At 65.8% G+C, this 25,671-nt stretch carries 19 protein-coding genes and 2 pseudogenes; 12 read left to right on the top strand and 9 right to left on the bottom strand.

Annotated elements, in window-relative coordinates; all coding sequences use genetic code 11:
• Positions 1 to 82: 82 nt before the first annotated feature.
• From HMI60_RS20945 to HMI60_RS20935, 3 genes are all read left to right on the top strand, one after another.
• Positions 83 to 1,090 carry an IS481 family transposase gene (locus HMI60_RS20945; protein ID WP_193591238.1) on the top strand — a complete coding sequence of 336 codons (1,008 nt, stop codon included), beginning with the start codon at positions 83 to 85 and terminating at the stop codon, positions 1,088 to 1,090.
• A gap of 179 nt (positions 1,091 to 1,269) precedes the next feature.
• Entirely contained in the window at positions 1,270 to 3,528 is a 2,259-nt protein-coding gene (locus tag HMI60_RS20940; RefSeq protein ID WP_156250914.1) for a glycoside hydrolase domain-containing protein, read from the top strand.
• An 18-nt stretch (positions 3,529 to 3,546) separates the two neighbouring features.
• Complete coding sequence (locus HMI60_RS20935; RefSeq protein WP_156250915.1) at positions 3,547 to 3,927, top strand: hypothetical protein; 381 nt, start codon at positions 3,547 to 3,549, stop codon at positions 3,925 to 3,927.
• A gap of 221 nt (positions 3,928 to 4,148) precedes the next feature.
• Here the strand turns inward: HMI60_RS20935 and HMI60_RS20930 are convergent, their stop codons facing one another.
• On the bottom strand, positions 4,149 to 5,402 hold the full coding sequence (locus tag HMI60_RS20930) for a transposase family protein (protein ID WP_227453745.1): 1,254 nt from the start codon (positions 5,400 to 5,402) through the stop codon (positions 4,149 to 4,151).
• 147 nt (positions 5,403 to 5,549) lie between these two features.
• Between HMI60_RS20930 and HMI60_RS20925 the strand changes: the two genes are divergently transcribed.
• From HMI60_RS20925 to HMI60_RS20915, 3 genes are all read left to right on the top strand, one after another.
• Entirely contained in the window at positions 5,550 to 6,305 is a 756-nt protein-coding gene (locus tag HMI60_RS20925; protein ID WP_193591239.1) for a hypothetical protein, read from the top strand.
• A 610-nt stretch (positions 6,306 to 6,915) separates the two neighbouring features.
• Positions 6,916 to 7,413: a SigE family RNA polymerase sigma factor gene (locus tag HMI60_RS20920; protein ID WP_156250917.1), complete on the top strand. Its 498-nt coding sequence runs from the start codon at positions 6,916 to 6,918 to the stop codon at positions 7,411 to 7,413.
• Positions 7,414 to 7,589: 176 nt separating this feature from the next.
• Entirely contained in the window at positions 7,590 to 8,444 is an 855-nt protein-coding gene (locus tag HMI60_RS20915; RefSeq protein ID WP_156250918.1) for a hypothetical protein, read from the top strand.
• A 449-nt stretch (positions 8,445 to 8,893) separates the two neighbouring features.
• On the opposite strand, the gene HMI60_RS20910 is transcribed toward HMI60_RS20915, so the two are convergent.
• Genes HMI60_RS20910 through HMI60_RS20895 form a run of 4 tightly spaced genes read right to left on the bottom strand, consistent with a single transcriptional unit; the run spans position 8,894 to position 13,196 of the window.
• Positions 8,894 to 10,294 carry a hypothetical protein gene (locus HMI60_RS20910; protein ID WP_156250919.1) on the bottom strand — a complete coding sequence of 467 codons (1,401 nt, stop codon included), beginning with the start codon at positions 10,292 to 10,294 and terminating at the stop codon, positions 8,894 to 8,896.
• Positions 10,291 to 10,641: a helix-turn-helix transcriptional regulator gene (locus tag HMI60_RS20905; protein ID WP_156250920.1), complete on the bottom strand. Its 351-nt coding sequence runs from the start codon at positions 10,639 to 10,641 to the stop codon at positions 10,291 to 10,293. The genes HMI60_RS20910 and HMI60_RS20905 overlap by 4 nt, the downstream gene beginning before the upstream one ends.
• A 12-nt stretch (positions 10,642 to 10,653) precedes the next feature.
• Complete coding sequence (locus HMI60_RS20900; RefSeq protein WP_170296878.1) at positions 10,654 to 11,715, bottom strand: tyrosine-type recombinase/integrase; 1,062 nt, start codon at positions 11,713 to 11,715, stop codon at positions 10,654 to 10,656.
• Entirely contained in the window at positions 11,715 to 13,196 is a 1,482-nt protein-coding gene (locus tag HMI60_RS20895; RefSeq protein WP_193591310.1) for an aspartate aminotransferase family protein, read from the bottom strand. The genes HMI60_RS20900 and HMI60_RS20895 overlap by 1 nt, the downstream gene beginning before the upstream one ends.
• Before the next feature lie 269 nt (positions 13,197 to 13,465).
• Between HMI60_RS20895 and HMI60_RS20890 the strand changes: the two are divergent.
• A pseudogene (locus tag HMI60_RS20890) lies at positions 13,466 to 14,549 on the top strand (Glu/Leu/Phe/Val dehydrogenase); the annotation flags it as partial.
• A gap of 45 nt (positions 14,550 to 14,594) precedes the next feature.
• A complete protein-coding gene (locus HMI60_RS21130) occupies positions 14,595 to 14,987 on the top strand; it encodes a hypothetical protein (protein ID WP_227453752.1) in 393 nt (130 codons plus the stop codon).
• On the opposite strand, the gene HMI60_RS20885 is transcribed toward HMI60_RS21130, so the two are convergent.
• The 4 genes from HMI60_RS20885 to mobF form a co-directional block, all read right to left on the bottom strand.
• Positions 14,988 to 16,577, bottom strand: a complete 1,590-nt coding sequence (locus HMI60_RS20885) for an FAD-dependent oxidoreductase (protein WP_193591309.1) — start codon at positions 16,575 to 16,577, stop codon at positions 14,988 to 14,990. It abuts the gene before it with no gap.
• A 251-nt stretch (positions 16,578 to 16,828) separates the two neighbouring features.
• Positions 16,829 to 18,238: an amidase gene (locus tag HMI60_RS20880; protein WP_193591308.1), complete on the bottom strand. Its 1,410-nt coding sequence runs from the start codon at positions 18,236 to 18,238 to the stop codon at positions 16,829 to 16,831.
• A 351-nt stretch (positions 18,239 to 18,589) separates the two neighbouring features.
• A complete protein-coding gene (locus tag HMI60_RS20875; protein ID WP_193591307.1) occupies positions 18,590 to 19,426 on the bottom strand; it encodes a hypothetical protein in 837 nt (278 codons plus the stop codon).
• A gap of 112 nt (positions 19,427 to 19,538) precedes the next feature.
• The gene (gene mobF, locus HMI60_RS20870; protein WP_319805284.1) at positions 19,539 to 23,072 is read right to left on the bottom strand and encodes a MobF family relaxase; all 3,534 of its coding nucleotides are present in this window, start codon (positions 23,070 to 23,072) and stop codon (positions 19,539 to 19,541) included.
• Positions 23,073 to 23,418: 346 nt separating this feature from the next.
• Here mobF and HMI60_RS20865 point away from each other — a divergent pair, with 346 nt between their 5' ends.
• The 4 genes and pseudogenes from HMI60_RS20865 to HMI60_RS20850 all read left to right on the top strand — a co-directional run bounded on the left by HMI60_RS20865 (position 23,419) and on the right by HMI60_RS20850 (position 25,265).
• Positions 23,419 to 24,045, top strand: a complete 627-nt coding sequence (locus HMI60_RS20865) for a hypothetical protein (protein ID WP_193591306.1) — start codon at positions 23,419 to 23,421, stop codon at positions 24,043 to 24,045.
• 49 nt (positions 24,046 to 24,094) lie between these two features.
• Positions 24,095 to 24,742, top strand: a pseudogene (locus HMI60_RS20860) (MMPL family transporter); the annotation flags it as partial.
• Between the two features lie 53 nt (positions 24,743 to 24,795).
• Positions 24,796 to 24,978 (top strand): hypothetical protein, encoded by a 183-nt coding sequence (locus tag HMI60_RS20855; protein WP_193591305.1) that lies wholly within the window; start codon positions 24,796 to 24,798, stop codon positions 24,976 to 24,978.
• Positions 24,979 to 25,061: 83 nt separating this feature from the next.
• Positions 25,062 to 25,265: a DUF2892 domain-containing protein gene (locus HMI60_RS20850; protein WP_193591304.1), complete on the top strand. Its 204-nt coding sequence runs from the start codon at positions 25,062 to 25,064 to the stop codon at positions 25,263 to 25,265.
• Positions 25,266 to 25,671: the final 406 nt, after the last annotated feature.

Raw genomic sequence — 25,671 nt, 5'->3', positions numbered from 1 at the left:
GGGGGTGTGAGCGAGGGGTAGGTCCCCGGCGGCAGGATGGAAGTACCTCTACGACCGTTCTGCTTGAAGGACCTACCCCTCGATGAGTCACGCTAACGCTCCATTGACCCCTGCTGGCCGGCTTCGCCTGATCCAGCGCTGCCAGATCCGCCCGATCGCTCACGTGGCCGCCGAGGCAGGGATCTCGCGGGCCTGTTTGTCGAAGTGGAAAGCCCGCTACGACGCCGACGGCGAAGACGGCTTGATCGATCGCTCCAGCGCGCCGTTTGCCCGCCCGACCCAGCTGGCGCCGGCGGTGGTGGACCTGATCGAGACCTGGCGCCGAGAACACAAGTGGACCGCCCGGCAGATCGCTCGGGAGCTGAACGGCCGCGGCCACCGCTGCTCGGTCGCGACCGTGGGCCGGTGGCTGCGCAGGTTGGGCATCAACCGGCGCAAGGATCTGGACCCTGAGGGGCACAGCAACCGGGTGGTGGGCACGATCACCGCACGGTTCGCCGGCCACATGGTGCACCTGGACGTCAAGAAGGTCGGCCGCATCCCCGACGGTGGCGGCTGGCGCGCCCACGGCCACGGCAGCGCCCAGCACAAGAAGTCCAGGGCCGCCAAGAAGGCCGGCGCCCGGGCCGGGTACGTCTACCTGCACTCGATCATCGACGGCTACTCCCGCCTGGCCTACACCGAGGCGCTGCCCAACGAGACCGCCACGACCACGATCGGCTTCTTCCACCGAGCCCGAGCCTTCTTCGCCGCCCACGGCATCACCCGGATCGTGCGGGTGATCACCGACAACGGCTCCAACTACCGCGCAGCGGACTTCACCCGGACCGTGCTCGCGCACGCCTCCCGGCATCAGCGCACCCGCCCCTACACACCGCGGCACAACGGCAAAGTCGAGCGCTACCAGCGCATCCTGGCCGAAGAGCTCCTCTACGCCCACGCCTGGAACAGCGAAGCCGAACGCACCGCCGCCATCAGCGCCTGGAACATCCACTACAACTACCATCGGGCACACACTGCCGCCGGTGACCGACCCCCGGCGTCACGACTGCGAACCGGCGTCACCAACGTCATGAGTCAGAACATCTAAGCCCCGGGTGGCGGCTCGCTGCGCTAGGCCGCCTCCACACCAAGGGAGGGAACGGATCGACGCCGCCGGAGGCCGCAGCCTCACTGGTAGTCTGCCGATCTGGCTATGCGCGGCACCCGACGTACGCTCCCGGCGATGGGGACCGCCGACGGCCGCGTCCTGTGACTGTGAGGAGCGAGATGTCCGATCCGTGGGTGGAGAACGTACAGGACTACCTCAATGACACCTACACGGGCGTCACAGGGTGGAACCCGATCGAGGTGACCGGCCGCACCGGCTGGCCGACGATGCGGGCGCTGACGCGCGCGCTCCAGCACGAGCTGGGCATCACCGCCCTCTCGGACACCTTCGGCCCAAGCACGGTCGCCGCCCTGGACGCCATCGGAGCGATCGGACCCTCGACCGCGCACCCGAAGATCGCGCAGATCTACAACCTGCTGATCGGGGGTCTGTACGCCAAGGGCTACAACGGCGGCGACGGAGCCCTACCCGGAAGCTGGTCCACCCAGACCGAGACAGGAGTCAGAGCGATCCAGTCGAACATCGGAGTCGCGCAGACCGGGACGGTCACCTCGAAACTGTTCAAGGCCATCCTCAACATGGACGCCTACGTGCTCGTCGGCTCCGGGACCTCAGCGATTCGGCAGGTCCAGCAGTGGATGAACGCCACCTACCTGTCCCGATCCTGGTTCTCGATCATCCCCGCCGACGGCAGCTACTCCCGTGACGTGCAGAAGGCGCTCGTCTATGCCATCCAGGAGCAACTCGCGGTGGCCGGCGCGAACGGCAACTACGGACCCGGCACCCGCGCCGCGGTCGCCAGTGCGCCGACCGTCGCTGTCGGATCCGCCGACTCCGGGGCCTCGAAGTTGGTCCGCCTGTTCCAGGCCGCCTTGCGCTTCAATTCCTACGACGCCGACTTCAACGGCACGTTTAGCGCCGCCGACTCGACGAAGGTCTTAGCTTTCCAGACCTTCTGCCTTCTGCCGGTCACCGGTGAGAGCAACTACCAGACCTGGTCCTCCCTGCTGGTCTCCAACGGAGACCCTGACCGGGTCGGCGAGGCAGCCGACACCATCACCCAGGTCACGGCCGCCCGCGCAGGGGCACTCACGGCCCAGGGCCGCGAGGTCGTAGGCCGCTATCTGACCAATGTCTCCGGCGCCGGCGCTCTGAACAAGAAGATCCAGGCGGGCGAGCTGACCGACATCTTCGCGGCCGGGCTGCGGATCTTCCCGATCTACCAGACCACAGCGGCCAGCGCCTTGTACTTCTCAGAGCCGCAGGGCGCCATCGACGCCCGCCTAGCGGTTGACGCAGCCGCCGGGTACGGCTTCGGGCGTGCGACCACGATCTACTTCGCGGTCGACTTCGACGCCACCGACGACGACATCGCCAATCGTGTCCTACCTCACTTCCGCGGCATCGCCAGCATGATGCACCACCTCGGAGACAGGTACCGCATCGGGGTCTACGGAACACGAAACGTGTGCCGCCGGGTGTCCGAGGAGGGCCTGGCTGAGTTCAGTTTCGTCGCCGGCATGAGCACCGGGTACAGCGGGAACCTCGGCTACCTGCTGCCGGAGAATTGGGCCTTCGACCAGATCTCCACCGTGACGGTCGGGTCTGGTGCTTCCAGCATCGAGATCGACAACAACATCTACTCTGGCCGCGACGCCGGGCAGTCTTCGGTCACGGCCCCTACGGGCGCCGCAGCGCTCGACGTCGGCTGGGACCCGACCCTGACCTCCGCACTGGAGTCGGACTTGCAGGACTACGTGGACTCGCTCACCGAGTACGACCCACCGATCCTGCCCACCTACGGAGGTATCCCGGCCACCGTCACCGCGATCCTGTACAACGACGCACTCGTGACTTCGCTGGCACGTGCGTGGGGCATCCGCAAGGCGCTCATCCAGGCCGTCGCAGCGTGGGAGTACTGGCGGCGCAACATCGCCGACACGGCTTCCGACACTGCTGTGCGGAACTGGTACCAGTACCTGGAGGAGCTGGAGATCTGGCAGCAGAACCCCATCGGCCCGCCTCCCGTCGCACCGATCCCTGTCACCGAGGACTCCAGCACTGGCTTCGCACAGATCTTCGCTGCCACAGCGATCGCGGCCCACAACTGGGCGCTCGCGAACAACTTCCTCACCTCCGGCGACGCGCTGAACACCGACAGCCCGACGGACATGTGGCAGGTGTGGAGCAGCCTTGCCGACGACGTGGAGTACAACCTCTCGGCCGTGCCCCAGGTTCTGATGTGGGGGGCCGATGATGTCGGTGTCAGCGGTCCGCCGCGGACCAACTACACGTCGACGGAGATCTTCGACATCATCCGCAGGTACAACGGCTCCGGCTCGGAGGCGGAGCGGTACGCGCGCGCCGTGGTCGGTTTCTACGACATCTTCGAGGGATACAACGCCGGCCTACGGTAGGGGTGAGATGATGCTGCCGTGACTTCCAGCAGCTCAGTTCCGACCGCGGACACGGGCCTGAGCGTCCGCTGGCTGGCCGGCTTGGGGTTGGCTGCGTGCTGCCTCGTGTCAGGGCTACTCGCGCTCATCCCCTCAATGGCGTTGCTGATGGCGTCGATGACTATCTGGCGCCCGATCGCGGTGGTGGACTTCTTCGACGAGATCACAGCGCCCAGCGTCGCCGTGTTAGGGGTGCTGCTGCTGTTCGTAGCATTGGCGCCGGTAGTGATCGGCACTCTCGCACTGCGCCGCAAGGCCGGATGGCATCGTACTGTCGCGCCGGTAGCGACTGGTGTGATTGTCGCTGCTGGCTTGGTCACGATCTTCGCAACCGGGGCAATCTACTCGCCCCTGCCCTAGACGTGCGATCGCGCAAGTCAGGTCGGCCGCGTTCGCACTCCGCTGTCGCGAGGGCTGGGATGAAGTCGCACTCCACGATGATCAATGAGTATTGAACAGTCGGTCGCCTCAGACGCGGGCGGTCCAACGCGATGCTTGCCCACGTCTCCCCCGCAGTGCCTCAATGTCAAGTGCCCGCGTGGGCGGTGTCGTGCCTCATAAGTAGAGGCCCGCGTGGTGGGTCATGCTGTGCGGCGGGTGTGGACGCCGCGCCTGGTGTCGGGGAGCGGTTTGACGAGGCTGTCGGCGAGGTCCTCGGTGGGCCGTTTGGCTAGGCCCGTGAGCTTGTCCTGGAGGCGTTGGATGTCGCGGGCGAGCTCGGCGGGATTGATCGCGGCGCGGCGAGCACGCAACTGGGCAGCTTGTGCAGCTGAAATCGTCTCAGCGGCCAGCAGCCGGTCTAGCGGGGTGCGTGGCTGGTCGTAGATCCGGCGCCGTTTCCCGGTGGCGGTGCTGGCCCATCCGATCGGCTTCTTCGTCGGGGTGAAGTAGTTCAACCGGTCGTTGACCAGCGGCCAGAGCTGGTTCAGCAGCGCCAGCGCCTCGGGCGTGTCGTAACGCCAGTGGAAGGCGTAGCGGCGCACCAAGTGGTTGTTCTTGGACTCGATGGTGGCTTGGTCGTTCTTGCGGTAGGGCCGGGAGCGAGTGAAGTAGACCTCACGCCCGGCGGCCCAGCCGATCACGTCGTGGTTGATGAACTCGGATCCGTTATCGCAGTCCATGCCGGCGACCTCGAACGGGATCGTGCTCACGGCACGCTCCAGCGCGCCGAGCATGTGGACGCGGGCGTTGTTCCGGATCGCGATGGTGAACACCCACCCGGTGAGCACGTCAGTCAGGTTCACGGTGCGGGCGAACTCGCCCTTCAACGTCGGCCCGCAGTGCGCGACCGTGTCGACCTCGAAGAACCCGGGCTCGGCCTCGACCTCGTCACCGGCCTTGCGGACCGTGATCGAGTTGCGCAGCAGCGTTCCGGACTTGGTCGCGCTGATCCCCTTCAACGCCCCACCGGCCTTCGCGGCGGCGAGATACCGGTCGATCGTGGCCGGGCTCATCGCCAGCAGCTCGACCCGCACCTGCGCGTCATAACCGCGCTTGCCTTCCACGAGCTCGCCATGCCGCTGCAGTGCATCGAGCAGCGGTTCCATCGCCGGTGCCAGGTACTTGCCGCAGCTACCGCCGCTGATCGCCCACACCCGCTCCAGCACAGCCAGCGCCTGCGCCGAGTACTTACGTGGACGACCCGCCCTGGTCCGCACCGGACGCGGACCGAGCGCCTGCGCCAGCCGCCGCCTGGCGTTGTCACGCGACCAGCCGGTCACCGCCACAACCTCGTCCAGCAGACGCGACCGATCCGACCTCGAAGAGCCCCGATACGCCCTGGCGTACTTCGCCGTGATCTCTGTCCGTGTCGCCATCGACAACTCACGATCCATGCCCTCCAGCGTCCCGGCCAGACGTGCACTCACTTATGAGGCACGACCGTCGCTACACGGGCACTACTTCTGAGGATCGTCGTCCCCTTGACGGCGCACCGTGAGCGAGGCCACTATGTCCCTAGTTCTAGCCGAAGGGGGCGTACCGTGTGGCAGAGACTGGTCGTTTCAGCGTCAGTCGTTACGATTGCGACTGGTGCGATCGCGGGCATCGCGAACGCATCGACTGAGGCATTGATGCCGCCGGGAGAGGCTCCACCGGGCAGTCCTGCGGATGACTTGTCCAGCCAGTTGCTCGACGATCCTGCGTACGTTCTCGCTGTGACGGACCCGGTCGTGGACTCGCTTGCCTCGGACATGGTTGCTGCCGTGGAGTCGCTCGCCGACAGCGGCGGAGCCGTTGGATGGACACTCATCGACTCTGAGGACGTCGAGTTGGTGGGTGCTGCAGACCTCAGTGCCACAGGAACCGCTGGAACCGCGTTCGGCGCGTCGAGCGCGGGAGATCGCGAAGTCGATCCGCTCACTCCGGAGCAGATGAGCGAACTGGAGGAGGCCCTCGATCTGATCGAGATCGCCTCCGGCACTACCTACTACTGTGGCGCTGGGTCTTACAGATTCGCCTATACCCAGGCCTTCGATGACAACTGGTACGCTCTCTGCCGCTCGGGTGTCGGTACGCACACGATCTCGCCCAGCCTTCGCTCTGACAACCCTCCCACTGCGGTGTGCCCGTGGAACACGCGCGGAAACGTGTACTGGTGGGGCGGCGCGTATACACCCCGTTGGTCAACTGTCCGTGGTCCAGTCTCGACGAAGCAGCAGTGCTACTCGTTCGGCAACTACCAGGTCTACGTTAGCAAGATCAAGATTCTCAGTTGTACCGGAACCTGCCCGGTGTAGAACAGTGGCTTCAGGCATAAGAAATTAGCGCATCGTCGTTGGCAATGCGTACGCGCAGCATCTTCCAGAGTTTGTCGCTCACAACCACCAACGCGCCGGACGACACCCCACGGTCCTCGGAGTAACCGCCCCGGACGCGAAGGCAAGCCCGCTGCGCGGCTTGTCGTGGTTCGGTGAGGCTCTCGTTTGGACGAGCCGGCTGCCTGCTGACGACCGCGCCGGGCCGCGGCGATCCCCAGCTGGCATGCACTCGGACCAACTGGACGGGAGCCAGACCCAGGTTCTGCTCGTCAGGCACCCAGAGCGATTGCGCGTGAACCAGCGGTGGGTCCCGCGCCTATCGGGGTACGTACGGCTGGCTGGGTCGGCGCGCCGTGTGGACCCGACCTCAGGGGCCAGTCACAGTAGGTCGTGAGGCACCCGGGTGTGTGCCTTCAAGCATTGACGTGTAGCCGGGCTGGGCCTGCCGGTCTCAAGCGAGAGATTGGGCGATGTCGTTCTGATGTAACCGCCGGGGGGTTCGCCGCGTCTACACCTTCAAAGACCCACGTAGGCAGGCCGCCGACCCTCGGCCACGCAGACCGTGCAACCACTGAAGGAGTACTGATCTGTGAGTGAGAGTTCGGAGCTCGACTTCGAGGAGTTCGCACGCGCGGCGACGCCTGATCTAGCACGGTTGGCGTGGGCGCGGACGCTCGATTGGTCGGACAGCGAGGACCTGGTGCAGGAGACGCTAGCCCGGATGCTGCTTCACTGGAACCGGATCACAGGTGCGGACCACATGCGGTACGCGCGTCGTGTGCTCATGAACCTACGCGTCGACATGTGGCGGCGACGACGGCACGAAGAACTCGTCGACGCGGTTCCTGATCGTCCCCAGGGACACGTCAGCGACGACGTCGAGGCCCGGCTGGTGCTCGCCGAGATGCTGAGGCCGCTATCTCAGAAGCAACGAAGTATCGTCGCGCTCCGCTACTTGCTGGGACTCAGCGTGGCGGACACCGCTCAGGAACTGGGAATCAGCGAGAGCGCTGTCAAGGTTGCTGCCCACCGCGCCCTCAAACGCATGCAGGAACGCTGGAACAGTCACGAAAGGATTGGACAGTGACACACGATCTGGAGAATGAACTGCAGGAACTATGGCTTCGGGCGGACCTCCCCACCGCACAGATGACTACGACTGATCCAGTGCGTCGACGCGCTAGAGCTCTTCAGCGAAGGCGAAGCGGGCTGATCCTCGGAGCCGCGCTCGCCTCGACTCTCCTAGTCGTCGCAGGAGTTCTGGTGGCAGGGAACGTGCTCTTCACATCACCCATGCCGCCTGCCGACTCTCCTTCGGACAGTGCAAGCGAATCGGGCGATCCGGAAACGGAAGCTCCGAGCGCTCAAGTCACCCCTCCCAACGGCTTCGCAGACCTCTCCTCGCCGCAAGCGTTCACGATGGTCCCGGGCGAGGGCTGGTGGAACATGACCGCCACCGAAACCAGCTTCGACGATCCCCGCCAACTGGAGAACCCCGACACGATCCTCATCGCAGGCTGGGTCGACACCGTCGTGGAGGGCTACGACCGGGATCTGACCACCGGCCGCATCACGGTCGTCGCCGCAAGCGACCTTCCGCGAGTTCCGATCGACCCGAGTTGGCCCGAAGAATGGATCATTGTCGACGCGACCTCGTTCGACCTCCTAGACACGCTCGTCGGCATGGGCGCCCCCGGCGACACACCGGAGACACCCGTTGGATTCGAGCCCGTTCCGGACGCAGATGCGGCCGCCTTCGAGAACCTTGGCTCCCCGGTAGGGCTGACAACCGAGAGCGTACTGACCGACGGCGACATCATCGGCGTCACGGCCCTGGACAGTGAAGGAAACGGCTTCGCGCTCAGGTTCGACACAACGGACGCACAGGCGTGGTTCTCGGGCGACTCAGGCGATGTCGTGAACGGACCCGACGCCTTCGAGCTGCGGGTAGCCCAGCCCGACAATCTGGAGGAGCTCTCGCTCACTGGCATCGACTTCTCAGGGGAGTGTGGCTTCGTGATCAGCGGCCGGGCGAGCACGCCGGATACCGAGCTCATCGCTCAGTACATAGTGGAAGAGCTTCCAACGCACGTCGCCAGCCTCTGCGAAGAGCGATGACTAGGTGGTGTTCTTCTTCGGGAGGTTGCGAACGCCGGGAGTGAGCGAAGAGCTCCGGGACGATGTGGGTAACCACTCGCCGTGGCCACCGCCGGAGGCGGGGTGATCGCCTTGAACCGACGCCAAGAAGGATCACCTATCCGCCGGACACGGAGACCAGCTGCCCCCACAGGGGAGTCTTCTGTCCACTCAAAGGGAGGTCGCTGTCCCAGGACACTGAGCAGCGCGCTCGGTTGCGTGAGTTCGTCACGGCTGAGTACGCGCGTGGTCGGTCGCTCCGCGGGCTCGGGGAGCTCTCGCGTTGGTCGCCGCGCCGGTCGCCGAACCCCTTCGAGCAGCTCGCGTCGTTCGTCGGCCAGTACCATGCCGATGGGTCGCAGCTCGACACGATCCGCGGTCCGCTTGCTCTGGATCCACCGACTCCGCGACTGGGTCGTGTTTGCTTCGGCTTACGTCGACAACGGGTCGGCGGCATAGTTCGCCCAGGAGCCGCTGGCTTTCGCGCTGAGGCGGACGATGGTTTGTGGATGGAGGCCAAGGACGCCGGAGAGCATCGCGGGTGGGATCTCTCGGGTGAGTTGTTCGGAGGCGGCCAGGCGCAGTTGCCGTGGCCGGATGCCCAGGGATCTACGCAGTCGGCTTGCGAGGGCGTTCGCGGTGATGTGCTTTCCGGCGTGGCTGCCAGGGAACAGCCATCGGGTTGGGAGGTTCTCGGCTGTGCCGTGGCGGCGGCGGACTGGGAGGCTGCGGATCACGGTCGCGAACGGCTCAGGTAGTTCGAGTGCATCGGTGCCGAGCGTCAGGCTCGTGCCGGTCTGCGTGATCGTGACATCGTCGATCGTGAGCGCGACGACGCGGTTCAAGGGTTGCGCGTAGAGCACGATGAGCGCGGCAGCAATCCGGTCCGCGGGATCAAGAGAATCCTCGGTGACCAGCCGGCGTGCGATCTGCCAACGTTGTTCGGAGTCCATCGGGGCGACGGGTTGTCCGACGTAGGCGCGCGGGAGCTCGACCTGTTGTGGCAGTTGGCGGCTCTGCCTGGCCCAGGACAGGAACGGTCGAACGACGTGCCGGATTGCTCCGTGGCCGGCGAACCACGAGTCGATATCGTGCTGGGTCGTCTCGCCCAGGTGTCGTCCAGCTTCTTGCAGGGTGGTGAGAAAGGCGACGACCTGCTCGATCTGGCGGGTGGCGTTTCGTGCGCTGGTGTCGACCCGCCGTTGCTCGTGCTGGGCCCGTACCCTGGGCAGGACCTTCCAGTTCACCCACCGCGTCGTGATCCGCCGGTGTTCGAGATCGAGTGAGGTGAGCAGGTCCGGAACGCGGGTCTCGAGGCGGCGCAAGCTCCGGTGCGGGTCGGGCGCGAGGAGCCTGGTGGCGACCAGCAGAGCGCGCAGGTGTTCTGCTGCTCGACGTTGCGGGAACTGGTCGAGCGTGTCGTGGCTGAGCGGAATACGGCCGGTGTCGAGGTCCTGCAGCAGCTCGCGGGTACGGGCCAGCCAGCGGCGCGTCGTGAGGGGCTCCGCGGCAAGGATCGACTCGCGCAGCGGGGCCAGGACACCATCCCCGGCAAGCACACGGTCGAGGTCCCGACGCAGTGCGCAGGCGTTGCAGACCCTGGACCCGTCAACGCCGACGAGAGGAACGTCGCACGGTCCGCAGTCCTGGCAGCGCTTCCGCGCCAGCTCACGACACCAACGACAACAATCGTCATGGTCGAGCAGCCGGTTGGGCTTCCCGCATCTGGCGCAGTTGCCTCGGTCTCGTCCGATGCCCTTGCCGCAACTCCAGCACAGCCCACGTCCCTTCATGGCGGTGCGGTCGCAGAGCTGACAGATCTGTTCGGTCACTTGGCGTGTGAGACCTCCGCTCGCCGCGGAGTGCGGGCGGTGACCTTCGCGGAGACCCGCGCGGGTTTCCCGCCGGTGCCGGTCGCTTTCGCGGCAGCAGTCTCGGCGACGGGCTCGATCAGGTCGTTCGGGGTGCAACTGAGGATGTCGCAGAGCGCGGTCAGAGTGCGCAGGCTCAACCGTTCCGGGGTGCCGGTGACTAGCCGGTATACCTGCGCCTCGGAGAGTTGGACACCACGCTCGGCAAGCAACGGGACGAGCATCGTGGTGGCGAACATCTCCTGCTCAGCCATCAGCCGGCGCAGGTGCCATCGGTATCCCAGACGGCGCTGGGGGGTGCGTGCCATCGTGTCGCTCCTCTAGTCGCGGTTCAAGGTCTCGGGATGGAAAGCGCGGTCAAGAGCTTGCCGCAGGGCTCGGTTCTTGTAGTCGGCCCCGACGCTGGTGTAGATCGCGGTCGTCGATCCCCAGGAGTGCCCGAGCTGCTGTTGCACGAACAGGTGGTCGAAGCCGTCCTCGAGCAGATGCGTCGCGAACGAGTGGCGCAGGCAGTGAGGGCCGAGATTGCGGTCCAGTCCGATCGCGTCTCGATACTCGGAGAACCGCCGCGAGATCGCGTCGGTGCCGACGACGGCACGGCGCTCGGTCGGCCACAACGCGGTGCCCGTGGCGTCGTAGAGCGGCCGCACCTCCTCTACCCACTCAGCGAGGGCCTCCGCCGCCCAGCCCATGGTCGTCAACACGGTGCGACGGCGCGGCGGGCTGCCCCGCATCGCCTTCCCATAGCGAACAGCCAGCGCCCCGTACCGGCCGAACTCGGGAGCCGCGGCATTCGCCGACCAGTCGACAATCTCCAGCTTCGCCGCTTCGCGGCGCCGTAGCCCCCAGGCGTAGATCGTCTTGAACAGCGCCGCATCGCGGAACGTCGCCAACCATCCCTTCCGGCCCCGCGCCCGCACCTGGCCAACCCGCTGATCGCAGTAGTCAAAGAACGCCTGTAGCTCATCACGCGACAGCGGCCGGTTCCCTGGCCGCCCCTCATAGTCGGTACGGTGGATGACGGTGTTCCACTCGTGGAATATTTGAACCGGCACGTCCCCGAAGTGTCGTTCGCACACCTCGTGCCACTGGTAGCGAGCATCGGACAGATACCCGCAGAACAGCGCGACCGCCATCTGGTAATTCCGCACCGTCGAATGCGCCAAACCCGCCGAGACCATCTCCGCCGTCCACGCCTCGACATCGCCCGGCGTCCAGCGCCACGGGTAATCGTTCGTGAACGAGACGAACCGGCGAACCGTGAGCAACCGCCGCTCGATCGTCAATCCAGACAACATCCGCGACCGCTGCTGCAACTCCCAGCCCTCCAGCATTGCCGTCAACACCGTCTCCTCCGCGGCGAACAGCGCCACCCCAGGCATCAGCAACCGGGCGGCAGGGTCACCCGGCGCGCGCTGCGACCGCCCCTCCGCCGAACCATCCACATCCCGCATCGACACCCGATGACACTATCATGCATCAGATGCAGGATGCACACCGGCGGCAGACCTCGCTCTAAGCTCCGAGCCGCTTCATCCCGGGCTCGTGCCCGACGACGCGGGTCCCCGTGACTACGCGGCATCGCTCGGGTCTCCACCCCCTGAATCCTGCATCGGATGCAATTCCCCGGCCTTTTGAGATAACCGGCCACCTCGACCATCGCCGGGCTGGACCCACCGTACGGCGCCAGCGGCTCTCGCGTGTCACGGTCTCTGACGAGCTCGATGGCCCACATCACCCCGGCACCTCGCACCTCACCGACGCTGTGGTGACGCTTGGCGATCTCGCGAAGCCAGGGTCCGATGATCTCTTTGCCGAGCCGCCGGGCGTTGTCGACCATGCCTTCATCGCGCATCGCGTTGATCGTCGCGACCGCGGAGGCGGCCGCCAGTGGGTGGCCTGAGTAGGTCAACCCACCCGGGTAGGTGCGATTGCCGAAATACGCGGCGATCTCGCTGTTGATGGCAACGCCGCCCATCGGGACGTAGCCCGAGTTTACGCCCTTCGCGAAGGTGATGAGGTCCGGAACGATCCCCGCCGCGGCCGAGGCGAACCATTCGCCTGAGCGACCGAACCCGGTCATGACCTCGTCCAAGATCAGGACGATCCCGAACCGGTCGCAGATCTCGCGTACGCCCTGGAGATATCCCGGCGGAGGGATCATCACACCTGCAGTGCCAGGGATGCCCTCAAGCACGATCGCCGCGATCGTGTCGGGCCCCTCGAAGGACACCGTCCGCTCGAGGTGCTCCAGCGCACGTTCGCACTCCTGGGCCTCCGTCGTCGAGTGGAAGGCCGATCGGTAGAGGAATGGACCCCAGAAGTGCACGACACCGGCTGAACCCACATCATTCGGCCAGCGGCGGGGATCACCTGTCATGTTGACAGCAGTCGTCGTGCCGCCGTGATACGAGCGGTAGGTCGTCATGACCTTGGGACGGCCGGTGACCAGACGTGCCATACGCACAGCGTGTTCGTTGGCGTCGGCGCCACCGTTCGTGAAGAAAACCTTGTCCAGGTCGCCCGGCGTCACCTCCGCAATCAACCGCGCGGCCTCGCTTCTCACGTCATTGGCGTACGGAGGGGCGATCGTGCACAAAGTGCCGGCCTGTGCCTGGATGGCGGCCACGACCTTTGGGTGCTGATGACCCACGTTGGTATTGACCAGCTGGCTCGAGAAGTCGACGTACCGTTTCCCATCCCCATCCCACACAAACGACCCCTCCGCTCGCGTGATCACCATCGGGTCGAGGGCATCCTGTGCCGACCAGGAGTGAAAGACGTGCTTACGGTCGAGCCGGTAGGCGCGCTCTGCCTCGGACTCGGTCTCGGTCTGGTCGGCTCGTTCACTGGTGACGCTCATCGATTCGGTCCCTCGCCCTCGGATCATGGCGACTCGGTCAGCCGCCGTCCCACCATGGGTCACGCGATCGCTTCAGCCCACAGACGAACTGTCCGTTCCGACCTCATCGTGAGACAACCCGTCGGCGGCGGCACGCCAGGCCAACGGCGCGTCGGTCGTCGCCCCGCAATCGGACACTGCGTAAGTGCCTCGAGGGCCTACGGCAATCGACACTGGACGCGAGGCCTTCAGCCACGATCAGTAACTGACACGCAGACGACGGAGATACGATGCCTGACGACCATTCCTCGGTGGCGCTGCTCGACGCCCCTGGTCAGGCGAAACCCGCTACCGCCGACTCCGGCCCTTTGGACGATGCCCGCACGCAGTTAGCTCGCGCGGTTGAGATCCTCAGCTTCGACAACGGCATGTACAGCATGCTCGCCGTAGCGCGTCGCGAAGTCACCGTGAGCATCCCCTTCCGGCGAGACGACGGAACCATCCAGGTGCTGACCGGTCACCGGGTGCAGCACAACCTCTCGCGCGGGCCTGCGAAGGGCGGTCTGCGCTACAGCCCCCACGTCGACCTTGACGAGGTGCGGGCGCTCGCCATGTTGATGACATGGAAATGCGCCCTGCTCGAGGTGCCCTATGGCGGAGCCAAGGGCGGGGTACGAGTAGATCCGCGCCTCTACTCCTCCCCTGAGCTCGAGCGGATCACCCGTCGCTACACGGCCGAGCTGATGCCGCTGCTCGGACCCAACAAGGACATACCGGCGCCCGACATCGGGACCAACGAGCAGACGATGGCCTGGATGATGGACACCTTCGCCGTCGCCAGCGGCCATACGGTCCTCGGCGCCGCCACCGGAAAGCCGGTCGCGCTGGGCGGGTCCCACGGCCGGGCGAACGCGACGGCCCGCGGCGTCGTCAACGTGGCCCTGATGGCCTTGGACCACGTGGGGTTCGACCACGGCGGCGCGTCCGCGGCGGTACAGGGTTTTGGCAATGTCGGCCGTGGCGCGGCCCGCCTCCTCCGAGAGGCCGGTGCCTGCGTACGTGCGGTCAGCGACCAGTTCGGCGCCGCTTTCTGCGCCGATGGCCTCGACATCACGTCGCTCGAGGCGCACGTCGACCGGACGGGCAGCGTCGAGTGTTTTCCCGGATCGGACGCCCTGACCAACGTTGGCCTGCTGGCGCTCGAGGTGGACCTGCTGGTGCCAGCGGCGGTCGAGTCGCGTCTCGCCGAGAGGTTGCACACCGCCTTGGCAAGACGTGCTCGCCGAGGCGACCTCACGTGGCGTGTCGCTTCGTACGGCGGCGACATGCCTGGCGGTTCAGCGGGTCGCAGAGGCCCACCGACTGCGAGGACTACCCGTGAGCGACCACTTTCCCGACCTCCTCCGACGACGGAGCACCATGCCCAACCGCCATGACGACCTCGTCGCACCGATGAGGGAGACCGCGGTTTGGCGTCGCATTGTCCTGAGCGAGGATACTGGACCGTCCGACTCCATCAACCCGGCCGCGATCCTGCGCGCCTTCGACCAAGTCCGCCGCGACCTCGCGACCAAGGTCAGCGGCACCCAGGGGTGCTTTCCGGGGTACGACCGTCTCGATCTGGGCGTTCCCGACGGCCGGGTCACCTCGGTGACCGTTCTGGCTGTCGCCTCCGCTGTCGGCCCGCGTTCGCATGGCGTGCACTACACGGCGCTGGCTGACTCTGCGCGGGAGGCCGCCTGGCGAGTGGTAGGCACTGCTCAAGGCACCACGCTCACGCCGCACACACGCCGGACGTCCGCGGAACAGTGATCAGGCACGCGAGGCGTTGAGCAGGTCATCCACCGAGACGATCTTGCGGCGTGGCCGGCCCTCGTCCTTGCCAGCTGCGCGCTCAGCCTGGTCGATGCGATGCCACGACTTCTCGTCGACGATGTCTGAGACCCTTGTGCGCAGTGCAGAATCCCAATCCTCCCGACTCATCGACGGCGTCTCCAACCGCCCAGCCTCGTAGTCGTGCAGCAAGGCCTCGACCGTCTCCGCCGAGTCGTGCTTGTTCGTCCCGATCACACCCGTGGCACCGCGCTTGATCCATCCGGAGCAATAGAGACCGAGCCGGGTCTCGCCAGTAGCGGGGTCGACCACGCGGCCGGCTACGTTCGAGATCGTGCCGCTCGTGGCGTCGAAGGGCAGCCCTGGCACCGGACGTCCGCGGTACCCGATGGCCTTGATCACCAGGGCGGCGCTCACGAACTCGGTGCGACCCTCGGCGTCCACGAACTCGACCCCCTCAACCCGGTCCTGGCCGCGGATCGCGGTGGGAGTGAGGCCGAAGCGGAGGTGGATCCCCTTCGGCTGCGCCATCGCCTCTGGAAGATTCGCGAGGATCGAGGAAGCTCGGTCGGTGCGCAAGGCAACGGAGCTCAGCTCGACCGGCACCGCGGCGACGTCGATCCCGGGGGTTCGGACCAGGGCTGCCAGCTCCCCTGCCGTGTAGGCCGCGTGCTGAGGCCCCCGACGACCGGCGACCACGACCCGGCCGACGTTGCTGCCGCCCAACGCACGCAAAGCGTGATCAGCGATATCGGTCCTGGCCAGCGCGGTGCTCGGCAGGGTGAGAACACGCGCAACGTCCAGCGCGACGTTGCCGTTGCCGATGACGACGGCTGTCTCGCCGTTGAAGTCGAACTGCTCTTGAGCATGGTCCGGATGACCGTTGTACCAAGCGACGAACTCGCGTGCAGGCACGCAGCCGTCGAGGTCCTCCCCCTCGACCCCGAGCCTGCGGTCGTCCGAGGCGCCCGCTGCCCAGATGACGGCGTGGTGCGAGTCGAGCAGCTCCTCGACCGTGAGGTCCTTGCCAATCTCGACGTTGAGATAACAGTGAACATTGGCGCGGCGGAACACCGAGGCGAAGCGCTGGGTAATCAGCTTCGTGCTGTCGTGGTCCGGTGCCACACCGGCGCGGACCAGGCCGAACGGTGTGGGCAGGCGGTCGAAGACCGAGACCTGAACTCCTTCGATCTCGCAAAGCTCAGCCGCCGCGTAGGACCCGGCTGGTCCTGTGCCGACCACGGCGACTCGCACCTCCGATCCCGCCGGCAGCGCCCGCCGGTGTCGGTCTGGCGGCGGCGAGGCCTCGATCGGATTGTCAGCGAAGTACTCGGCGTTGATGGCTAGGTGATCACCCAGCTGGTTGGGCAGGTCCCACTCCCCGTGGATCGCGTCGACGGGGCACTCGTCCATGCAAGCGCCGCAATCGATACACGTCGCCGGGTCGATGTAGAGCTGCTCGGCCGTCGTGAAGTCCGGGTCTCCGGGTCTTGGACGGATGCACTGCACCGGGCAGACGGGGATGCAGGAACTGTCGTTGCAGCAACCGCCGGTGATGACGAATGTCACGGGCCGTCCTTTCTTAACAACCAAGTGGCCTGAGGCCCGAAATGTCCGCCGTGCGAGTCAGATGGATCTCCCGTGGCCCGCTACACGCGCGATCGTGGGCACACCACACACTCATCCCAGAGCGGCGGTCTCCCACACGCAATCCGTAGACTTCTAATGGCCTTACCGAGTACAGGCGGCCCGAGCCGCTTGCGGAAAGACATGGCAAGCTCGGGCATCGCGTGACGGCTGCGGCGGAGCCGATCGTCGGTCTAACCAGCGTTGATGAACGGCGAGACGGGGCGGGTTGCTCCCACAGCGGCCTCGATGACCTCAGCGACTTGCATCGCTTGATCGTCGTGGAAGGCCGCAGCGATGCATTGGACACCAACAGGCATACCCTTTGCGAGGCCCCCGAAGGTCACAGCCGCCGGAAGACCTAGAACGTTGGCAGGCACGACCGGCCCACAGTTATCCACAGTGTCCGCAACCGACTTCAAGTCCCAGTCGTGCTCGAACGCGACATCAAGCCACGTGGGCGCGATAATCACCGGGTACTCTTGGAAAAAGTCGTTCCAGACCCTGCTCATCCGACGACGCCGCACAAACAGGTCGATGTACCCGGGAAGGTCAAGCGGGCCCGCGTGGTCGAGGAAGCCGCGCAGGAACTGGCGTCCCGCAGGGCCCATCGCTTCGGTTATGTGATCCTGAAGAACATTGACTTCGGTCATCAGGAAGTCGAGCCAAATCTGCCTCGTCTCTAAATACTCGGGAGCATCGATCTCGTCGACTTCGTAGCCAGCCGCGGCCACCGCCTCCCCTGCCTTGCGAACCACAGAGGACACCTCTGGGTCTGTTGGTGCTCCAGGAGGCGCCGCCATGACGGCGACTTTGAACGGCTGGTTGGAATCGGCGCGGTACAGCGGAACGTCAACCGAGTAGGGGTCGCGTGGGTGAGCACCGCTCATGATCTCCATGCCCAGCCGAACGTCCGCCACCTGACGCGCCATGGGGCCGTGCACCAACATCATTTGGAAGGAGAGCGGGCCGTCAGGCGGCAGGATTGAGTCCGCCCACGGAATACGGCCGGGGGTGGGCTTCAGAGTCGAGATGCCGCAGCAATGCGCAGGATTCCGCAGAGAACCAACGAGATCATTCCCGACTCCCAGCGCCGACATGCCAGATGCGAGGGCGGCGCCCTCGCCGCCTGACGATCCGCCAGCCGTGCGCCCCGGATGCCATGGGTTTCTCGTGAGTCCATGCAGCGTGCTGTCGGTCGTCATGCGCATGCCCATGTCCGACATGTTCGTTCGACCGACAACTATGGCGCCTTCCCCCAAGAGTCGATCCACTAGAGGCGTGTTCATAGGCGGGTAGAAGTCTTTGAAAGCGGGTACGGCGTCCGAGGTCGCCGAACCGACGAGGTCAATATTCACCTTGAGGGTGATCGGGACGCCATGAAGTCTGCCCAGCTGGTCTGGCTCCGTTCGAGTCTTCTCATCAGCGATGCGGGCAGACTGCCGGGCATCATCCGCCAGCACGACGGCAATGGCGTTGAGCTCCGGATTCACGTCCTCGATCCGCTGAAGATGTGCTTCTACGACCTCGGTCGCTGAGACGACTTTGGAGCGAACCAATCCGGCAAGCTCGGTAGCACTCTTTGACCACAACTGATCTGACATGACTTCCCCTTGGGTGGCGTTACGACTCAACTGACGATCGTCCGTCGATGGCTCTACGCTAGGTCTCCGCAGCTTCCTCGTCTGTGGTTTCAACGCACATGATCTCCACCACCACAGTGCACGGTGCACTCTCTGCAGGCTCCCCGGCGCCGCTCCTCGTCGGTCGAGTCACACCGCGTGGCACTGGTCTCCCGCTGGGTCGGACGGCCTGACCTGCACGTCGCGAACACTGTTGCACCCGGTCCCTCAGTCCGCCTTGTCAAATCGAAACATTTCTGCTTTCTCATCGCGGTCTAGACCGTATGGGGTGACCGCTCAGACTCGCTGAGTGGTTGCGGGCCGGGGCCTTACTCACACATGTTCGTGGGTTACCGAGCAGGGGCCACCTGCTCGGCCTATCCGACAGTTGTGACTCCTGTAAGGACGCGACTCAGTCAGCATCACCGTCAGACCGGGCGTGGTCTCCACCGCTCGGAGAAACAACTGCACGAGGGATCCGCTGTAGGAGTCGTACAACACCTTGTCGCCAGGCTTAATCATCGAGGCGGCGTGGTCCGCGATCGAGGCTATGGCTCGCTCGGAGTCTGCGATGAAGGTACGCATCCGAGCCAGGACTGCCCCGCGGGGGTCCTCCGACGAAAGGCTAGCCTCGAGCGCAGCGAAGGCGACCGTGCGCATGCTGGTAATCGAGGGCTTGGTGCTGATCAGCCACTCGGTGGTCCGGGAGACCACTACGGCGACCTCCTCATCCGGCTGCCCCTCCAGGCTGAGAGCGACCACCTCTGCCGCTGCCCGGCCGTATGCGCTGCCCCCAGCCACCGCGTTGTGGGCGATGGCCGTCCGCAGCTCGGTCAACCTGTCCATCAGGCACCCCCGCCGGGCCGATACCGAGAAACTGCTTAATTTCAGGGTCAACCACCGAACGGGAATCAAGACACCCGCGGTGGCAAACTTGATTCCGTTCCAGGCGCACAGCATTACCAGCAGGTAGGCCGGGCCACCCCTTTCGACGAGGGTGGCGCAGATACTCAGCGCCAACAGGTAGGACAGCGTCGCGATCAGGCAGACCGGCATCGCCCACTCGAGCCCCAGCGGGCCGCGCATCCGGTCCACCGCGCGGTTGGTAGGCATGTAGAAACGTAGGTAGCCGCAGAGCTCGGCGCTCAGGTTCCAGCGCAGGCTGAACATAAGGACCCCCTTTGAGAGCGTTCATCCCTTCATACGCCGCAAGTTCGACCACGCGGCTGTCGCGTGCCTTGCGCTGTGGAGAAGTCCCCGACGGGGGTCGTAGAGACGCCGCTCAGACGATGGGTTGTCGGTACAGGTCCATGCTTCTTCTGCCCTCGTTAGAAAGTGCATCCTTCTGATCGGCTATTGCCCGAGCTCGGCGTATCGCCTTTCGTGCCCGGACGGCGTCGAGTTTCTGCGCGGCGGTTCGCGGCGCTCCGAGAGCGCGTCGCCCGTCCACTCGGTATCGGTCGCGGAAGGCAGCCACAGCGCTGACCTCGTTGAGCCAGCGGCTACGGGCTGCGTCCGTTGTAGGTGGCGTGCCCAGGCGTTTGAGCCAGGGCTCCTTGGCCTCTACCGCGTTGGCGGTCAATGCCTTCGCCCGCGACTCCATAAGTGACTGTCGCTCGGTGAGTGCGGTCATCATCTCGGGACACATCGGGCCCTCGGCCACGGGGATCAACCCGGCGATGTGGCTAGGTTCTGCGCGACGCCTCCCACGTTTGGGCCGCGCTGCCTTCTTGAGTCGGCTGATCAGCACGGCTCCCGCGTCGTCAGCATCTTCGAGCGATCGGCGTGCGACGAGCGCCGGCAGGAGTCGGTCGACGTCGTGTCCATTCGCTTCGGCACGTCGCAGCTCGGCAGTGAGCGGACCGAACGAGTCGGATCCGGTCACCGAGTCGATCTGCTCGTCGGTCAACCCGCAGGCCTTTACCAGGCTGATCCAGCGGTCCCGCTGGGCAACGGCAGCGATGGTCTCGTACTCCGCCGCGAGTTGCGCGATGGATGACCACTGTTCCTGCTCCTCAACGATCATCCGGTGGGCGGACGGTTCCGCCCCGGAGTGTTTGAGCACGCCGTACAACACGGTGCGTGCGTTGACCTCCTCAGGCTCTGGCGGGGCGTGGCCCTCATCGGGCTTGTCCAGAGCGACGTACGCGATGTTCGCCTCCCTGCCCCGTGTCATGGAGACGTACAGGCTCTCGCGGGTGGCCGTGCATGAGACGACGACGTGCGAGGTGTCGACGGTGAGGCCCTGGGCGCGGTGGGCCGTCACGGCGTACCCTAGGTCGACGTGCTTGGCGACGTACGCCGCTGGCAGGGTCACGGTTGAGCCCGAGACCGCGCCGAGACGCAGAACGGTCATCGAGCCGTCACCGCCCACATTTGTGACGCGCCAGCGGTCTCCGTTGTGGACCCATCCGCCATACACGGTCGAGAGACGACGGTCGTTGCTGCGGGTGATGACAAGATCACCCATTGACGCACGCGTACCGTCACCAAGATTGGCCTCGGTGCTTCCTGCTGGATCGCCCCCGGCGATGCGGTCGGCGCGGGCTCGTGTGTTGAGGTCCTTCACCGTCTCGGTCGCATCTGCCACGAGGATCGCGGTGCGACCGGCCCGTATGTCATCGCTCCAGGCGAGGTAGGCGGCGTCCATCATCGCGTCGGTTGTGCCCTCGCGGACCCGGTCGTGTTGGACGTACGTGCCGATGACCTCGGTGCGGCCCAAGCGCAGGTCGAGCGAGGCGGCTTTTTCCCACTCGTTGGTGAAGCGGTGGACCTCGGTGAGCTCGGGGGTGTCGGGGCGGGCGGAGGCCAGGAGTGTGAACGCGCCTCCTGCCTCGACTGACTGGAGTTGCGCCCAGTCCCCAACCAACAGCACCTTCGCGCCGGCTTCGGCTGTGAGGGCGACCAGTCGGTCGAGAGCCAAGGTGCCGGCCAGCGTGGCTTCGTCGATGATCACGAGGTGCCCCTTCCGGACCTGCGCCCGTCCGCGGTCGTAGTCGTGGAGCCACTTGGCGGTGTTCTCGCACCGGATGCCGAGGTCTTCGGCGAGCACTTGAGCCGCGATAGCGCTAGGTGCGAGGCCGACAACGCTGTCCTTTCCGTGCACCGTCGTCCAAGCTGTCTTCAGGGCGTGCATGGCGGTGGTCTTGCCTGCACCGGCAGGACCGACGAGACAATCGATCTGCCGCCCGGACACAGCAATCCGCGCTAGCGTGTCGACCTGCTCAGCGCTCAACAGGTGTTGCTTGCGTCCCACGCGCTCGACGACATGCAGGCCGACCGACGGGGCGGTGAGGTCGGTCGAGTGGGCCAGCAACCGGTCCTCGGCGGCGAGCAACTCCTCAGACGTAAAGACCACCGAGTGCCGTGGCCGAAACACCGTGCTGCCGTCCTCTCGCCGGAAGACCTCGGGGCTGGTGGCCAGCTCGGGCGGAGTCAGAGACAGCGACTCCTGTTTCGCAGCATCGACGACCAAGCCGACCACGGCCTCGCGGTCCTTCACACTCGCGAAGCGCCACCCCATCGTCTGCCGCGATGCCTCGGCCCAGAGATTCCAGTGCCGCCACGTCGAACGCTTCTCACTCACTGCTCCGACAACCGAGACCCCTACCTGGGCGACGACATGGAGCGAGATGTCGTCGGCCCGAAGGGTGGGGCGGGCGACCGGACCCGCTGTGCTTCTGCGTGCCCAATCGACGGCCTCCGCCCCGAGGATCGTCTGGACCCGTTCCCGCCATTCGGTTGTGAGGTCGAAGAGCGACCGGATGACCTTCTCAGGGCGCGTGGTTAGCGTCGCTTTCGCTCGCAGCTCGATGATCCGTGTCGTGGAGGGGCGGCGCCCGTGGCGGGCGACGTACTCCTCGATCAGGCGGTTGGTCTCTTGATCGATCATTCGGGAGCGACTGGAAAACTCCCGGATGAGCGATTCCGGGACGGGCTCCAGCTCCCACGCCGTGTTGTGGTTGTTGCCTCTGTCGCGCTGCTCCCACTCGATACCGAAGGTGCGGGTCATGCGGTCAGCGAGTACCGCGTTGTAGTGCGCAGACATGGCGACGACAGCTGCATGGAGCGGTCGTCCGTCCAGGCTGCGCCAGCGCCCGTCCTCCGCGGTCTTGACCTTGTTGGAGATGACGACGTGCGTGTGGAGCTGCGGGTCACCGAGCCGGGAGTCCCAATGGTCGTACGCCGTTGCGACGATCCCGACGATGTCAGCTTGCGCCACGGCGCCGTCGCCAGCATCGACACCGCGACGGGTCGTGGCGACCTCGCGCTCCAGGAAGGCGACCGTTTCGCCGAGCGCCTGGTGGTGAGCCTCGCGGATACATGCCTGGGTTCCCGTGTCCGCGACGCCCCAGAGTACTGAGACCGACTTGGGAACGCTGAATGTGAAGTCGAAGCCCGCGACGGCACGTCGAGTGCCGGTCTCCACCTCCTCGTGCGCGATCGAGGCCGCCGCCTCGAGCCGCTGTTCGTCGCTGAGGTCGCCAGGCAACTTGGATACCCGAGCCGCGACCCGAGCCCTCACCCCGTCGTATTCCGGAAACGCCCGCCCCAGCGGTTCGCCGGTCACCGGATCCCGACCTGTGCCGAGCAGCAGTGCGAGCTGCTCTGGCATCACCTCATCCCCTCGTTTGATCGCACCGTTGCCGAGTGCGTGGAGCCCCGAGCCGATCCATCGGCCGGGTGGCGTGCCCTCCTGGGTGTAGTACCTCGTGAGCGCGGTCGTTCCGCCCATGTCGCCATCCCCGCGGACCACGCTCTTGAGCAGGTAGTCATAGCCCCTGCCCGACGACATCACGCGCATCGAGACCGTCACCCACGCTCACCTCCTCGGCGTGCAGGTGCGGAATCTGTTCCACAGGACAGCCGACCGGCCGTTTGTCCACAGGCCGCAGGCCCACAGAGCCCACCTCGTTCTGCAAACGGTGTATGTCGAGAAGGACGACGTGCAGGGCGAGGACGGGCGGACGTGGACCGGCGATCGCACCTGGAGGGCAGCGAGCAGATCAGTCAGGAGCGAGGAAGAAAATCATGGGAGACAGTTGCGTGGGACGAGTAGTCAGTGCGTCAATTGGTCCTGACGGAGTTCAATCCGGAAGTCACAAAGTTCTCCGCCAGTTCCTTCTCGGGGCGCCCTCGCGAGGGAAGTCAGGAACTCGGCGATGACGATCTCACGGGGAGCCCACGCACTCGCGACTGCAGCACTCCTGCTGGCCGCAGTGACTGCCTGCGCCGACGACGAGCCGGCCCCACCCGCAAGTGACCCGCCGAGCACAGCCGACCCTGTCTCACCGCCGGCGACCTCGGCGACGACGCCTACGACCACCAGCGAGGCAGCCGCTGCCGACGCGTCGGCACTGGTGCGGTCCTTCTATGCCGTTCGCGACGAGCTCCGCACGGACCCGGCGGTGAAGCTCACCAAGCTCCGCAGCGTCGCCATCGGCGGGGAGCTCTCCGCTCAACGGACCTTGTTCGCCCGAGAGCGCGAACAAGGCCAGCACCAGACCGGCGACACGAAGATCGCCGAGCTCACGGTTGAGGGAGTCGTACTGGACAACTCTGATCCCGAAGGCGGTCGGGTACCCACGGTCCAGGTCGACGTTTGCTACGACGTCGGGGGCGTCGACATCCTCGACAGCAATGGCACGTCGGTTGTCAGCGATGAACGACCCGACACCGGGTGGATTCGCTACCTGGTCTCCAACTACAACTTTGAGGCGGACCCGAGCGGTTCGTGGCGTGTCGCCTCCAGCCAGAATCTCGAGCGCCCGCCATGCGATCGTGCATAGCGCGAGTCCTGATTCTCGCCATGGTCATGGCACCTCTGCTGCTGCTTGCCCCGGCTCCGCCCTCGTGGGTGGCGCCGCGGTCGAGAACCTCGACCTCAAGACCCAGCTCGACGACTCCACCCCGCTCGTCATCGGCGTCGTCCTCGCCCTCGGGTTCCTGCTGCTCCTCATCGCCCTGCAGGCGCCGCTCATCTCGCTGCTCGGCACGCTCGCCAGCCTGCTGTCGACCGCTGCAGCGTTCGGCGTCGCCCGCCTCGTGTTCCAAGAAGGCATCGGCGCCGACTTCCTCGGGTTCGAGTCCCAAGGGTTCCTCGACGCATGGGCGCCGGTGTTCTTCTTCGCGATGATCTTCGCCATCGCGATGGACTACACCGTCTTCCTCCTCGCCTCCGCCAAGGAGCACTACGAGAAGTCCGGCGACCCCAAGGAAGCCATGGTCGGCTCGCTCGCCCACTCCGGGCGCGTCATCTTCGCCGCCGGCGCCGTCATGGTCGCCGTGTTCTTCACCTTCGCGCTCTCCGGCCCGCTGCCACCGAAGGAGATGGGCATCGTCCTCGGCGTTGCCGTGCTCCTCGACGCGTTCCTCGTCCGCCTCGTCCTGCTGCCCGTGATGCTCCGCCTCACTAGGAAGGCCGCCTGGTGGACCCCCCGCTGGCTCACCCGGGTGCTGCCGAAAATCACGTTCTCGCACGGCTGAGCCTCTATCGACTCCTCACATCCCGCACACACACCCTCAGAACGGAGCACCTCATGTGCCGACCAACTCGATGCAAGACCTGCGGCAAGACCACCTGGGCCGGCTGCGGCCAGCACGTCAGCCAGGTCAAGGCAGGCGTCCCCGCCAAGGACTGGTGCGACGGCCAGCACACACCGGCCGAGAAAGCAGCCGCCGGTTCCGGCGGCGGCTTCCTCTCGAAGCTCTTCGGCCGCTGACCCCCTGAACTGGTGGGAGCGCGCACTCCCCCCCGGCGCGCCCCCACCACCTCCGCCCGCAAACTCCACTGACAGGACCCCTGATGAACCTCGACCGCGCCGTCCTCGGCCTCGCCGGAACCATGACCGTTGCAAGCGTCGCGCTCGCTGTCTTCGTCTCCACCTGGTGGTTGCTGCTCACCGCGTTTGTCGGCCTCAACCTGCTTCAAGCCAGCGTCACAGGGTTCTGCCCGGCCGCCGCCGTCATCCGCCGGTTGGGCGTCGAAGCCGGCTGCGCCTTGCGCTGAGGTCCGTCCACCGAACGTTCGCATTCCGCCGCGAGAAGTTCGTCGTCTCAGGGATCGTTGCGCGGAGCGTGACCAGAAGCCGATCCCGCACCGGCACGCTCACGAGTCCATCCCGCACCGGGTCGCTCCGCGAACCCGTGGTGTCGGGGACACACCTGTCGTCTGAGAGACAGGAGTTCTCCGATGAGACCTCAGCCCCGAGGCGTCGCTTCAAGCGAGGAGAAGCTCGACGCGCTGCAGCAGAAGCTGGCCGAGTCCGTCGGCAATCTGGTGACCGGAGATGACTGGAAGCGGGCGATCGAATTCGCGGCCAGATTTCGCACTCGGTCTACTGGCAGGCGCGCCGTATCTGAACTCCGTGAATGCGTTTGATCTAAGTGTTGCGTCTCATGAGGTTGGTGACGCT

The organism is Paenarthrobacter sp. YJN-D (genome assembly GCF_015040335.1).
Classification (GTDB): domain Bacteria; phylum Actinomycetota; class Actinomycetes; order Actinomycetales; family Micrococcaceae; genus Arthrobacter; species Arthrobacter nicotinovorans.
The sequence above is the reverse complement of the archived record's forward strand: the minus strand, read 5'-3'. Positions and strand labels throughout refer to the sequence as shown.

Excerpts from the sequence above, each read along its gene's own strand:
- HMI60_RS20945 (WP_193591238.1), top strand. The coding sequence starts at position 83 with ATGAGTCACGCTAACGCTCCATTGACCCCTGCTGGCCGGCTTCGCCTG.
- HMI60_RS20940 (WP_156250914.1), top strand. The coding sequence starts at position 1,270 with ATGTCCGATCCGTGGGTGGAGAACGTACAGGACTACCTCAATGACACC.
- HMI60_RS20930 (WP_227453745.1), bottom strand. The coding sequence starts at position 5,402 with ATGGATCGTGAGTTGTCGATGGCGACACGGACAGAGATCACGGCGAAG.
- HMI60_RS20905 (WP_156250920.1), bottom strand. The coding sequence starts at position 10,641 with ATGGCACGCACCCCCCAGCGCCGTCTGGGATACCGATGGCACCTGCGC.
- HMI60_RS20900 (WP_170296878.1), bottom strand. The coding sequence starts at position 11,715 with ATGCCTGGGGTGGCGCTGTTCGCCGCGGAGGAGACGGTGTTGACGGCA.
- HMI60_RS20895 (WP_193591310.1), bottom strand. The coding sequence starts at position 13,196 with ATGAGCGTCACCAGTGAACGAGCCGACCAGACCGAGACCGAGTCCGAG.
- HMI60_RS21130 (WP_227453752.1), top strand. The coding sequence starts at position 14,595 with ATGCCCAACCGCCATGACGACCTCGTCGCACCGATGAGGGAGACCGCG.
- HMI60_RS20880 (WP_193591308.1), bottom strand. The coding sequence starts at position 18,238 with ATGTCAGATCAGTTGTGGTCAAAGAGTGCTACCGAGCTTGCCGGATTG.
- HMI60_RS20875 (WP_193591307.1), bottom strand. The coding sequence starts at position 19,426 with ATGTTCAGCCTGCGCTGGAACCTGAGCGCCGAGCTCTGCGGCTACCTA.
- HMI60_RS20865 (WP_193591306.1), top strand. The coding sequence starts at position 23,419 with ATGACGATCTCACGGGGAGCCCACGCACTCGCGACTGCAGCACTCCTG.
- HMI60_RS20855 (WP_193591305.1), top strand. The coding sequence starts at position 24,796 with ATGTGCCGACCAACTCGATGCAAGACCTGCGGCAAGACCACCTGGGCC.
- HMI60_RS20850 (WP_193591304.1), top strand. The coding sequence starts at position 25,062 with ATGAACCTCGACCGCGCCGTCCTCGGCCTCGCCGGAACCATGACCGTT.